At 65.7% G+C, this 12090-nt stretch carries 13 protein-coding genes; 6 read left to right on the forward strand and 7 right to left on the reverse strand.

The window, feature by feature from the left end; all coding sequences use genetic code 11:
- Nucleotide 1 precedes the first annotated feature (1 nt).
- Both HG718_RS09895 and HG718_RS09900 read right to left on the reverse strand, forming a co-directional pair.
- Nucleotides 2–295 (reverse strand): YrhK family protein, encoded by a 294-nt coding sequence (locus HG718_RS09895; RefSeq protein ID WP_160588251.1) that lies wholly within the window; start codon nt 293–295, stop codon nt 2–4.
- 79 nt (nt 296–374) lie between these two features.
- Nucleotides 375–1040, reverse strand: coding sequence for a pyridoxamine 5'-phosphate oxidase family protein (locus HG718_RS09900; protein ID WP_160588253.1), 666 nt, complete (start codon nt 1038–1040; stop codon nt 375–377).
- Nucleotides 1041–1311: 271 nt separating this feature from the next.
- Between HG718_RS09900 and HG718_RS09905 the strand changes: the two genes are divergently transcribed.
- A complete protein-coding gene (locus HG718_RS09905; protein ID WP_160588254.1) occupies nt 1312–2433 on the forward strand; it encodes a beta-ketoacyl-ACP synthase III in 1122 nt (373 codons plus the stop codon).
- 121 nt (nt 2434–2554) lie between these two features.
- Here HG718_RS09905 and HG718_RS09910 read toward each other — a convergent pair whose 3' ends face one another.
- Nucleotides 2555–2923 carry a sortase family protein gene (locus HG718_RS09910; RefSeq protein WP_027840316.1) on the reverse strand — a complete coding sequence of 123 codons (369 nt, stop codon included), beginning with the start codon at nt 2921–2923 and terminating at the stop codon, nt 2555–2557.
- A 75-nt stretch (nt 2924–2998) separates the two neighbouring features.
- Nucleotides 2999–3865: a universal stress protein gene (locus HG718_RS09915; protein WP_027840315.1), complete on the reverse strand. Its 867-nt coding sequence runs from the start codon at nt 3863–3865 to the stop codon at nt 2999–3001.
- A gap of 327 nt (nt 3866–4192) precedes the next feature.
- Between HG718_RS09915 and HG718_RS09920 the strand changes: the two genes are divergently transcribed.
- The gene (locus HG718_RS09920) at nt 4193–4810 is read left to right on the forward strand and encodes a YfbR-like 5'-deoxynucleotidase (RefSeq protein WP_160588255.1); all 618 of its coding nucleotides are present in this window, start codon (nt 4193–4195) and stop codon (nt 4808–4810) included.
- Between the two features lie 112 nt (nt 4811–4922).
- On the opposite strand, the gene HG718_RS09925 is transcribed toward HG718_RS09920, so the two are convergent.
- Nucleotides 4923–5483: a type 1 glutamine amidotransferase domain-containing protein gene (locus HG718_RS09925; protein WP_027840313.1), complete on the reverse strand. Its 561-nt coding sequence runs from the start codon at nt 5481–5483 to the stop codon at nt 4923–4925.
- 191 nt (nt 5484–5674) lie between these two features.
- Here HG718_RS09925 and HG718_RS09930 point away from each other — a divergent pair, with 191 nt between their 5' ends.
- Nucleotides 5675–6727: an NUDIX hydrolase gene (locus HG718_RS09930; protein WP_160588257.1), complete on the forward strand. Its 1053-nt coding sequence runs from the start codon at nt 5675–5677 to the stop codon at nt 6725–6727.
- 15 nt (nt 6728–6742) lie between these two features.
- On the opposite strand, the gene HG718_RS09935 is transcribed toward HG718_RS09930, so the two are convergent.
- Both HG718_RS09935 and HG718_RS09940 read right to left on the reverse strand, forming a co-directional pair.
- Nucleotides 6743–7462, reverse strand: a complete 720-nt coding sequence (locus HG718_RS09935; RefSeq protein WP_160588258.1) for a MerR family transcriptional regulator — start codon at nt 7460–7462, stop codon at nt 6743–6745.
- Nucleotides 7463–7555: 93 nt separating this feature from the next.
- Complete coding sequence (locus tag HG718_RS09940; protein ID WP_027840312.1) at nt 7556–8155, reverse strand: hypothetical protein; 600 nt, start codon at nt 8153–8155, stop codon at nt 7556–7558.
- 296 nt (nt 8156–8451) lie between these two features.
- Here HG718_RS09940 and nadA point away from each other — a divergent pair, with 296 nt between their 5' ends.
- Genes nadA through nadC form a run of 3 tightly spaced genes read left to right on the forward strand, consistent with a single transcriptional unit; the run spans nt 8452 to nt 12060 of the window.
- A complete protein-coding gene (gene nadA / locus HG718_RS09945; protein ID WP_160588260.1) occupies nt 8452–9549 on the forward strand; it encodes a quinolinate synthase NadA in 1098 nt (365 codons plus the stop codon).
- A gap of 38 nt (nt 9550–9587) precedes the next feature.
- The gene (locus HG718_RS09950) at nt 9588–11189 is read left to right on the forward strand and encodes an L-aspartate oxidase (protein ID WP_160588261.1); all 1602 of its coding nucleotides are present in this window, start codon (nt 9588–9590) and stop codon (nt 11187–11189) included.
- Between the two features lie 4 nt (nt 11190–11193).
- On the forward strand, nt 11194–12060 hold the full coding sequence (nadC, locus tag HG718_RS09955) for a carboxylating nicotinate-nucleotide diphosphorylase (RefSeq protein ID WP_160588263.1): 867 nt from the start codon (nt 11194–11196) through the stop codon (nt 12058–12060).
- The last annotated feature ends 30 nt before the right edge of the window (nt 12061–12090 follow it).

Raw genomic sequence — 12090 nt, forward strand, 5'->3', positions numbered from 1 at the left:
GCTAGACGTCGAAGCCTGCCCGGCGGGCCAGGGTCTGTGTCTTGCCCAGCCGCCAGAGATGAATTTCCCGTGCCATGCGCAGGGACGGCTTGAGGGCAAAGAGAAGACTGCCGATCAGAAACAGCCAGGTGCCTGACTGTTTGGTCTCCTCGCTGAAGAACAGGACGCTGCCGGTGACGAAGAGCATGGCGGCCATGAAGTCGGCAGCCGTATAGGCCAGCTCGTAGAGCGAATACACCGCCGTGTAATGCTCGTTCCTGTTGCTGGCCGCGTCCTGGAAAAAGGGAAGTTTCATCTGGCCTCCTGACGCTCCGACAACACCGGAGGCCGTCCGGGAGTTCCAAGAGGTCACGCCACAGAGCCCCAACTTGCACTTACGGGATAACCCAGCTCCGCGTCCCGGCGACATAGTCGAAGATCGCCCGCCTGTGGCCCTGGCTGGCCAGATAGAGCCAGTCCAGCGCCTCCACGTGGAAGCGCATGATGGCGAAGTTGCCATAGCCGTCCTCCAGCCGCTCGGCGGCCACACGGCGGCCCTCATCGGCATCCACCGGCAGGCCGGATGTCGGGTCAGGCGCCGGCGCCCCGGGTGCATCCACCGCCAGGTAGCAAACGCGGCTGCCGAGCGCCGAGGCTTCCCATGCCCGGCGATGCGCCTCGCCTTCGGTCAGCAGGTCGGCCCGCACGGTGGCGCGGAGCTGTATCTTCGCGGCGGCATCATAGAAATGCAGCTGGGCGCGCGACTCACCGGCGAGGTCGCGTGCCTTGCGGGAGCGCTGGTCCGTGTTGGCGCGCAGAATTTTTTCCGCCCGCGACGCTTCGCGCAGCACGACGGTGCGGGCAAGCGGGGCCCCGTCCGGCGCCACGGTCGCGAGCACCGGGGTGTGAAAGGCGGTCTTCGCCGAGGCAGCGCCATCCTCCAGCATGTCCCAGGCCGCCTTTTCCGCAGCGTCAAGCTGGGAATAATAGACCGGCAGACTGCTGGTCTCCGTGGCCACACCGGCCTCTTGCAGGGTCTTGGGAAGGGTCGTGTCGGTCACGGGCAGTCCTTGAAGTCGGGAGAAATCAGACGGTTTCAGGCGGCGAAACGGCCCGGCGGCCGGGCTGCAGCGGATGGGAGTTCACCAATGAAGGCGGCTTGCGCTGGCATGACCAGACCGCTTCCCTTAAATTATCCCATTAAGCGACGCGGACCAGCGGCCGCCCGGTGTTTTTGCGGGTGCGTGCAGGTTCGCGCGGGGGATTGGGACGAGAGACACGCCGCTTCGGCCCTATGGCGGCCAGGAAGTGCGACATAATCAGGTGGTAGGTTTGACCAAAGTTGTCATCAGTGGAACCGGCGTCTTCACGCCTTCGGAAGCAATCACCAATGAGGAGCTGGTTGAAGCGTTCAACACCTATGTGAAGAACTTCAACGCAGCCAACAAGGACGCGATCGACCGCGGCGAGGTGGAAGCGCTTTCGGAATCGAGCGTGCCCTTCATCGAGAAGGCGTCGGGCATTCAGCAGCGCTTCGTGATGAACAAGGACGGCATTCTTGATCCGGAGATCATGGCCCCGCGCCTGCCGGAGCGCCCGAATGAAGAACCGTCGATCCTCGCCGAGATGGCGGTGACCGCCGCGCGTGACGCGCTGAAGCAGGCGGGCAAGTCCGCCAAGGACGTGGACGCGGTGCTGGTGGCCTGCTCCAACCTGCAGCGCCCCTACCCGGCGATCGCCATCGAGGTGCAGGACCTTCTGGGCATTGACGGGTTTGCCTTCGACATGAACGTGGCGTGTTCGTCCGCCACCTTCGGCATCCAGCAGGCCTATGACATGATCCGCTCCGGCTCGGCCAAATGCGTACTGGTGACGAGCCCCGAGATCTGCACCGGCCATCTCAATTTCCGCGACCGCGACAGCCATTTCATCTTCGGTGACGTGGCAACCGCCGTTGTGGTGGAAAATGCCGAGACGGCAACGGCGGAGCATCCGTTCGAAATCATCAGCACCCGTCTCAAGACGCAGTTCTCGAACAATATCCGCAACAATTTCGGCTTCCTGAACCGCACCGCGCCTGAGGGCATCGGCGCCAAGGACAAGCTCTTCGTGCAGGAAGGCCGCAAGGTGTTCAAGGAAGTGGTGCCGATGGTGTCGGCGATGATCCTCGAGCACATGGCGGACGAGAATATCGGCAACAACTCGCTCAAGCGCATGTGGCTGCACCAGGCCAATGCCAACATGAACGACCTGATCGGCAAGAAGGTGATGGGCCGGTCGCCGTCGGAGGCCGAGCAGCCGAACATCCTGAAGGACTATGCCAATACGTCCTCCGCGGGCTCGATCATCGCCTTCAACAAGTTCAGCGAAGACCTCGACCCCGGCGATGTGGGCGTGATCTGCTCCTTCGGCGCGGGCTATTCCGCCGGCAGCGTGCTGGTGCGGCGCGTCTGACGGTGACTGCCCGCACGAACGGAAAAGCCCCGGACAATGTCCGGGGCTTTTTGTTTGAGCTCGCTGTGGCGAGAGAGACCCTCCGGCTTGACCGGAGGCTCTCTCTCCACCCGCACAGCACTTACGGATAGGGCCGCACGGCGACAACGCGGAAGGTGTGCATCTCGCCGTCGCTTTCGGTGATGGACACATACTCGCCTTCGGCCAGCTTGTGGCGGTCGAGCTTGAACAGCAATTCGTCGTCCTCGTCGTCGGACTTGTCGTAATCGAACTTCCAGCCCTTGCCCACATGGCGCAGATGGCCGCGCAGATCGTCCTCGTCCTTCCAGAACCGGTGGACGGTGCAGTCTTCCTTGTGGTTCTTCCAGGCTTCGGGGTCGAGCTGCATGTCGCCGTCGAGCGGCACGATGAATTCATAGCCGCACTCGGACGATCCGTCCGGGTACTGATCGCTGCGGGCGACGTGCAGGTGAACGCGGTAGAGCGCCATGGGTGATTGTCCTTCTTGCAGAATGTTGCGGCAGGTGCCCGCCGGGTGACCCGGCAGGCGGATTGCCGGACGGGCTCAGTGTGCCATGAGCACCGGGATGGTGGCATGCGACCGGATGTGGCGGGTGACGCCGCCCAGCACCAGCTCACGCAGGCGGGAGTGGCTGTAACCGCCCATCACCAGCAGGTCGCCCTGGAGGTTGGTGGCTTCGGCCAGCAGCACTTCGCCGGTGTTGCGGTTGTCTTCCGGCACCAGGTGGATCTCGGCGGTGACCGTGTGCAACGCCAGATATTCCTGCAGGGCGCGGGCGCCGGGTGCATCGCTGACACCGTCCTCATCGACGCAGACGATGGTGACCTTTTCAGCGGAGACGAGGAACGGCATGGCGGCGGTGATGGCGTTGGCGGCTTCGCCGCTTTCATCCCAGCCGATGACAACGCTGGCGCCCACATCCGCCGGGGCCTGCTGCGGAGCCAGCAGCACCGGGCGGCCTTCGGCCAGCATGCAGGTTTCAAGGGCGTTGGGGCCGGAGGCCTGGTCGCGGGCACCGGCATCGGCAACGATGACGAGGTCGGCCAACCGGCTTTCCCCCGCGATCACGTCAACCGCACGGCCCGACTTGATGCGCATGCGCGCGGTGGCGGCATCGGCGCGCACCTCATCGGTGATCTCGACGCCTGCGGCGCGGGCGGCTTCTTCGGCCTCCTTGCGGCACTGGTCCTCGGCGCTGTCGGCGGCCTTGCGGGCGGTCTCGATGATGTCCTCGACGACGGGGCCGGAAATGCCTTCGCCCAGATAGGGCAGCGCGTCGGTCGGGTTGGGACGCACGAAGAGAATGTCCGCCTGGGCGTGGAAGCGCTTGGCGAGGGACAGGCCCATGGTCAGCGACGCCGCGTCGGAGGCGGAGCCGTAAAGCGGGCACAGAATGCGTTTGATGGACATATCTCTTCCGTTTCGTTGCGCGCCGGTCCGGCTGCGCGGGGACTATGCATAGGGCGTCAAATCGGTGGCGGTCTCAAAGCGCCCTGCACAGGTCTGCATGATCCTATGCGGGCGCGCGCCGCCACCATGATGTGGGTCAAGCCCCGGCCAGGCCAGCGCTGTCTCCGCGGGCAGTTTAACGGCCCGGCGAGGGGGAACAACAGGGGTTTTGCGGGCCGTCCGCGCGCCTTGAACCGGCGATTGCGCGATAGGGGGTTTTTGCATCGACAGGGCGCGGCCGAGCTTTTACACACGGTCCCCCGTTCGCCGCCTAAGTGAGAGGATGACATGACCGTGCCGAAGGACAGTGACGCCCCGCGCGCCTGGCAGCGCATGCTCAGCGGGCGGCGGCTTGATCTGATCAACCCGTCGCCGCTCGACGTGGAGATCGAGGACATTGCCCACGGGTTGGCGCGGGTCGCGCGCTGGAACGGGCAGACGGTGGGGGATCACGCCTATAGCGTGGCGCAGCACTCCCTGCTGGTCACGGACCTTGCGCAGGCTTTCGCACCGGACTGGGACCAGACCAAGCTGCTGGCCGCGCTGCTGCATGACGCACCGGAATATGTCATCGGCGACATGATCAGCCCCTTCAAGGCAGCCCTGGGCGTTGACTACAAGACCTTCGAAACGCGGCTGGAGGAGGCGATCCACATCCGCTTCGGCATTCCCGCACAAACGCCGAGACACGTGACCCGCACCATCAAGCGGGCGGATCACGTGTCGGCCTATCTGGAAGCTGTGGAGCTTGCGGGGTTCGAGCCTGCGGAAGCGGCGCGGCTGTTCGGCCGGCCGCGGCTGACGCCGGCCCAGTCCCGGGCGGCGCGGCGGTGGATCAAGCCGCTGCCGGTGCGTGAGGCACAGGATGCCTACCTCAAACGCTTCGCGACCCTGGCGGCGGGGTAGCCGGATCGCGGGATGCCGACAGGCGGCCGGCGCCGCGCCACCCGGGTCCCCCCAAGGCTGAGCGCCGTCATTGGGGGAACCGGAGGCAGGGCCGCAGCCTCAAACCAAAGCTCTAGGCTGCGGCGCGGGTGTGCTGGCCTTCGAGAATTTCCTCGGCGATCTTCTTGCTGAAGACTTCAAGGTCATCCGGGTTACGGGACGTGATCAGGCCGTTATCGGCCACCACCGCCTCGTCCACCCAGGTGGCACCGGCATTCTTCACGTCGGTCTTCACCGACGGGTAGGACGTCATGGTCGCGCCTTCGGCGATGCCTGTCTCCACCAGCAGCCAGGGGGCGTGGCAGATCGCCGCCAGCACCTTGCCGCTTTCATAGGCGCGCTTGATGAACGCCAGGGCGTCGTCATTGACGCGCAGCAGGTCCGGGTTGATCTGGCCGCCGGGCAGCACGAGGGCGTCGTAATCATCCATGGATGCTTGGTCCAGCGTCTTGTCGATCGAGACAGGGCGGCCCCAATCGTCGCCGTCCCAGCCCTTGATGTCACCATCTTCGGGCGCGATCACATGCACCTCGGCGCCCATCCCGGCCAGGCGGTCGCGGGGGACTTCCAGTTCCGACTGCTCGAAGCCGTGGGTGGCGAGCAGTGCGATGCGTTTGCCTTTGAGATCGGCCATGGGGGCCTCCTTTCGGACTCGGTTACGGGATGCCTGATCAACCGGCTGCCCCCGGCCGTTGTTCCGAAGAAACCCGGCCCGCATGTCGCGGCCCCCACATCTCCCTTAAATCCGGGCCTTGAAAGATGGGGGGCACCTAATGCTACAAATGAGCAAAAGTGCGGCAGCCCCCGAACGGAGAGCGATCACAGGTGGCGCGGAAGCAGACCACGGCAGGACCCGGCTTTGACGACACCTCCACTGCAGTGGTGGTGGGCCTCAACGCGGCCATCGTGACCATCGCCGAAGCCGAGCCGCGGACCCTGGTGGTGCGCGCGCCGGGGCAATGGGATGCCCTGCCCTTCGGCCCGTTCGACCCGCTCAAGCACCGCACCATGGATGTGGGCCTCCGGCGCTGGGTGCAGGACCAGACCAAGCTCGATCTGGGCTATGTGGAACAGCTTTATACGTTCGGCGACCGCGGCCGGCACCGGCACCCGGAGGATACCGGGCCGCATATCGTGTCGGTCGGCTATCTGGCGCTGGTGCGGGCGCAGGACATGGGTGAGGACGCCACCGCGCAGCAGAGCAGCTGGCGCTGCTGGTACAGTTACTTCCCGTGGGAGGACTGGCGGCAGGGTCGGCCGGCAATCATCGACGGCAAGATCGCCCCGCTGGTGGGGGAGTGGGTGGCCCGCGCCACGACGCCTGCCCTCAAGGCGCGGCGGCGGGAGCGGCTGGATCTGTGTTTCGGCCTCAACGGCATCGCCTGGGACGAGGAAAAGGTGCTCGAGCGCTTCGAGCTGCTGTATGAGGCGGGCCTTGCCGACGAGGCGGCGATGGACGGGCGCAAGAACGCCCGCCGCAGACTGGGCGTCGCGGAAGACGCGCAGGATGTGCCCGCCCTCGGCGACCCGATGCTGCATGACCATCGCCGCATCCTCGCCACCGCCATGGGCCGGCTGCGGGCCAAGCTCAAATACCGGCCCGTCGTGTTCGAGCTGATGGCGGAGGAATTCACCCTCACCGAATTACAGACCACCGTGGAAGCGGTGATGGGCCAGAAGCTGCACAAGCAGAATTTCCGCCGCCAGGTGGAAAAGACGGGCCTTGTGGAAGGCACGGGCCGGATGACCACCAAGACCGGCGGGCGGCCCGCCGAGCAGTTCCGCTTCCGCCGGGAAGTTGTGACGGAGCGCGCGGCACCGGGCGTGCGCGTGGGTGCGCCAGTGCGCGGACGCAGCAGCCGGGCGGCGGCGCGCTAGGAACCGGTCCTAACCCTAGTCCCTGCTTGGTTTTTCGTCCGTATCCGGACGGGTGGCGTTGGCGAACGCCCGCATGACGGCCTTGGTCCGCAACAGGCCGAAAAAGGACATCATGCGGTTGATGGCCTCGAAGGCGAGATCGGCAGCTTCCTGCTGGCCCACATTCTTGCCAATGCTGGCGAGAAAGCTCTCCACCTCCCGCTGGCCGAGATCATTGGCGTTCGCCACATAGAAGCCCAACTGCGCGGGGTTGAAGCCCTTGTCGGTGGTGAAGCCGACGCGGCGCATGTCGCCGCAGATGGCAACGATCTCCGCATCAGTCCGCGACAGCATGGTCTCCCCGTCCTGCTCCTTGAGGCGCACGGCCTTGATCTCCTGAAGCGCGTGAGCGTCTTCTTCCGCCTGCGGATTGCGTTCGATGACGGATGCCAGCGGCACCAGGGCGTCGTAGCGGTCGAGGCGGGCGGCGACGAGCTGTTCGAGATGCGGGAAAGCGCCGATGCTGAGGGAGGGGTCGGAGACATCACCCGAAAGCACGCGCTTGATCTGCGGCAGGGTCATCCCCTCCTCCTTGTGGAGGCGGCGGATGAGGCGAATGCCATCCACATGGGCCTGATCGTAATCAGCCACGTTGGGTTTGGACCGCTTGGGCTCGGGCAGCAGGCCATGGCGGAAATAGACGCGGATGGTCTCGCGGTTGACGCCGGTGGCTGCTTCCAGGTCACGCATCTTCATGGGCGAGGCATAGCGCACTTTTGCGGGCCGCTCTAACGCATTCTGCGGGCGATCACATATCCGCTGGCGGCGGCATGCCCCCTCGCCCCGCTCTCAGACAGCCTGTGCCACCGCGCGGCGGCGGAGCAGGATGAGGGCGACGAACAGCACGCAGGCGATGCCGACAGCGGCCGGAAAGAGGACCGTGGCCCATGTGTAAGCCTCGAGCGCCAGCACCACGCAGCCATTCCGCAGCGCCATCAGCGTGAAGAAGGTGGCGTTCTCCTCATGCGGGGCACCATAGGCCTTGCGCATGGACGGGCCGAAGCCCAGCAAGTCCACGATTGTGAGAATGACGACGGCATAAAGCGGGTCGGACGTCAGCCACCACAGGGGGAGCGCTGTTATGGCCAGCGCCAGATAGACCCAATCAGACGCCACGATGGTGGTGTCGGCGGTCGTGCGCATGGCCAGGAACGCAACGAGGAAGGTGACGGCGCCGGAAATGCCGATGGGCCATGCCCCGATGCCCGCCCCGTCCGCCAGTTGAGCGAAGAAGACAACAACGGTGCCCCCCGCCCAGATGAGCCACGAAAAGACGTGCGGCCGGGTCTCATCGCGCAGGATGGCGCGCATATAGGGCAGGAAGGCCACGAAAGTGAGGACCAGCGCCAGGAGGCTGAAGAGCTGTTTGTCGAGGGGAATGCCGGCCATGATACGCTGCCTGACTGCCTGTTGGTTCCGTGCCCGCACAACGCCCGCTCGGCGCCTCCTCAGCGCCCGCCGGGCCGGATGAGTGATCCGGGCAAAGTGATTTGCCTCAGTACTTTAGTCGGAAATGGCTTGATCCTGCGAGAGACCGCCCCATTTACCAGACTTGACAGGGGTAATGCTCAAACGTAGCATTACTCCCAGATGACAGTGCGGATTGACGTCCGCCTTTTTTGCGGCCCTCCATATACTCAAAATGAGTATAACGCCGCTGCCCAGACTGCAAGGGAGGCCTGGCCATGACCATCGTGTATGACGCCAGCATCAATGACGGGATCAAGCGCACGCAGGCCAAGGCGCCCGCTGCCGCACCAAAGGCCAAAAAGCCGGTGCCGGAATTCGAAGTTCCGGAATACACCCCCGGCCTGGCGAAAGAGATGTCTTCGCTCTACGCGCGGGTGTCGAAGGTCATCCCTTCCGTCGAGTGGCCTTTCTTTGCGCCCTATATCTACGAGATCAACCGCCTCAAGGCGGAGAAGAACGCGGTGATCCTGGCGCATAATTACATGACGCCGGAAATCTTCCACTGCGTGTCCGATATCGCGGGCGACAGCCTGCAGCTGGCCATTGAGGCCACCAAGGTCGAGGAAGAAGTGATCGTCCAGTGCGGCGTGCACTTCATGGCCGAGACCTCGAAGCTCCTGAACCCTCAGAAAAAAGTGATCATCCCCGACGAGATGGCCGGCTGCTCGCTGGCCTCCTCCATCACCGGGGCCGATGTCCGCGCCATGCGCGAAGCCTATCCCGACGTGCCGGTGGTGACCTATGTGAACACCTCCGCCGAGGTGAAGGCGGAGACCGATATCTGCTGCACGTCGTCGAACGCGCTGAAGGTTGTCGAAAGCCTCAACGTGCCGCGCGTCATGTGCATCCCGGACGAATATCTCGCCCGCAATGTGCAGAAGCAGACCGATGTGGAGATCATCACCTACAAGGGCTCCTGCGAAGTGCATGAGCGCTTCACCCCGGAAGAGCTGCGCGAATATCGCGAGAACGATCCGGGCATCAAGATCATCGCCCATCCCGAGTGCCCGCCCAACGTGCTGGACGAAGCCGATTTCTCCGGCTCCACCTCGGCGATGATCAACTGGGTGAAGGACAACCAGCCCGCCAAGGTGATGATGGTGACCGAGTGCTCCATGTCGGACAATGTGGCGGTGGAGAACCCGAATGTGGAGTTCATCCGCCCGTGCAATCTGTGCCCGCACATGAAACGCATCACCCTGCCGAAGATCCTGGCCTCGCTGCACTCCATGCAGGACGAGGTGACGATTGACCCGGCGATTGCCGAGCGTGCGCGGCTGCCGATCGAGCGGATGATCGCCCTCAACAATTAGGGCCGTCATCTGATCGTCCAGCCCGGAGGCGGGACATCATGAGCACAGCAAACGAGCATCTGGCCGGTGACGCGCTGATCGCGGGTGCCGGGCTGGCAGGGCTGTTCACGGCCCTGAAGCTCGCTGACCGGGGCCGCCAGGTCACCGTGCTGTCCGGCGTAGCGCGTCCCGGCGGGGCCACCTCCACCTGGGCGCAGGGCGGCATCGCCGCAGCGCTGGGCCCCGACGACAGCGCGGACCTGCATGTGGCCGACACGCTGGCCGCCGGTGACGGGCTGGTGGATGAAGCCGCCGCCCGCGCCCTGGCCGAAGACGCGCCTGCCCGCATTGCCGATCTCGAAGCGCTAGGTGTTGCGTTCGACCGCAGGGCCGACGGCAGCTTTGCGCTGGGCCGGGAAGGCGCGCATTCGCGCAACCGCATTGCCCATGTGGGCGGTGACGGTGCCGGTGCCGCGATCATGAAGGCGCTGGGTCAGGCGGCTGAGGCACACCCCAACATTCACATCGTCCCCGGCTGGAACGCAGCTGATCTCATCGTCGAGGGCGGCAGTGTCACCGGCATCATGGCACGCGGCGGCGTGGAGCCGGACGCCCCCACCCTTGCCGTGCGGGCAGATACAACCGTGCTGGCGACCGGCGGTGTGGGCGCGCTTTACCGGGTGACCACCAACCCGCCGGGCTCGCGCGGCCACGGTCTGGGGCTCGCTGCCCGGGCGGGCGCCCGCGTGGCCGATGTCGAGTTCGTGCAGTTCCACCCCACCGCCATCGCCTGCGACGAAGACCCTGCCCCCCTTGCGACCGAGGCCCTGCGCGGGGAAGGCGCAACGCTTCACCGGGCTGATGGATCGCGGCTGATGGAAGGCGTGCATCCGGATCTTGAGCTTGCGCCGCGCGATATTGTGGCCCGCGAGATTGCCCGTGAAATCGCGCGCGGCGGCACGGTGTTGCTTGATTGCCGCACAGCAGTCGGCGCGCGGTTCGCCGAGCGCTTCCCCGCCGTGCATGCCGCCGCGCTGCGGGCGGGCATCGACCCGGTCACGCAGATGATCCCCGTGGCCCCGGCCGCGCATTACCATATGGGCGGCGTGGTGACGGATCTGACTGGGGCGACAAGCCTTCAAGGCCTTTATGCCTGCGGCGAGGTCTCCCGCACCGGGGCGCACGGGGCCAACCGGCTGGCGTCCAATTCGCTGCTTGAATCCATCGTGTTCGGCGCACGCATTGCCGACGCCGTTGCGGGCCTCACGCCCGGCACGTCTGCGCCCAAGGCAGCCCCACAGGGCGGTGAAGCGCCCAAGGGGCCGGACCCGCATGCGGCGCAGATCATGCACCTACGCACCGCCATGTCGCTTTCTGTGGGCGTGGCGCGCGAGGCCGGTCAGTTGGCCGCAACGCTCGACATGATCCGCAGCTTTGACGCAGACGCCCGGCCCGAGGCGTCCGGCTACCGCAACATGCTTGCCGCCGCGCTGCTGATCACCGCCGCCGCCCATCGCCGCCATGAAAGCCGTGGCGGCCACGCCCGGCTTGATTATCCGCAGGCGGATGATGCCCTGGGGCGCCCCCTGCCCCTGACGCTGGACGAGGCCCGCGCGACGGGCCTTGCCGCTGCCCCCACTCCTGTCCAGAAGACGGCCTGACACCATGCCCCACAGCAATCTGCCCCCGATGCCCCGCCTGATCGTCGAGCCCGCCGTGCGCCGCGCGCTGGAAGAGGATCTTGGCCGCGCCGGTGACATCACCACCGATTATGTGGTGCCGGAAGATGTGCGGGCGCAGGCACGCATCGCCGCGCGCAAACCGGGCGTTGTGGCGGGGCTTGATGCGGCGCGTACTGCCTTCCGGCTGGTGGACCCGGACTTGATGATCGGAATTGAGCGGCGTGACGGCGACCGGCTGGAGCCGGGGGACACGATCTGCCATCTGGACGGCAAGGCGCGCTCCATCCTCACCGGCGAGCGGGTTGCGCTCAATTTCCTCGGCCACATGTCGGGCATTGCCTCGGAGGCTGCAAAAATGTCCGCCCTCATCGCGCATACCAAGGCGAGGGTCACCTGCACCCGCAAGACGACGCCGGGCCTGCGCGCCTTCGAGAAGCATGCGGTGCGCTGCGGCGGCGGGTCCAATCACCGCTTCGGGCTCGATGACGGCCTGCTGATCAAGGACAACCACATCGCCGTGGCGGGCGGCGTCACCGCTGCCATTCAGGCTGCCAAGGCGCAGGCCGGGCACATGGTGAAGATCGAATGCGAGGTGGACACGCTCGACCAGCTGCGCGAGGCGCTTGATGCCGGGGCGGAAGCAATCCTGCTCGACAACATGGCGCCCGCCACCCTTGCCGAGGCCGTGGAGATCAATGACGGCCGGGCCGTGCTGGAAGCCTCCGGCGGCATCACGGCGGACACCATCGTGGGAGTTGCGGAAAGCGGCGTGGACCTCATTTCCGTGGGCTGGCTCACCCATTCCGCCCCGTCGCTCGATCTGGGTCTCGACATCGATTTCGGCGACTAGCTTCCAACGCGGGGCCGGTGGGCCTAGAGT

Source organism: Pyruvatibacter mobilis (genome assembly GCF_012848855.1).
GTDB classification, from domain to species: Bacteria; Pseudomonadota; Alphaproteobacteria; order CGMCC-115125; family CGMCC-115125; genus Pyruvatibacter; species Pyruvatibacter mobilis.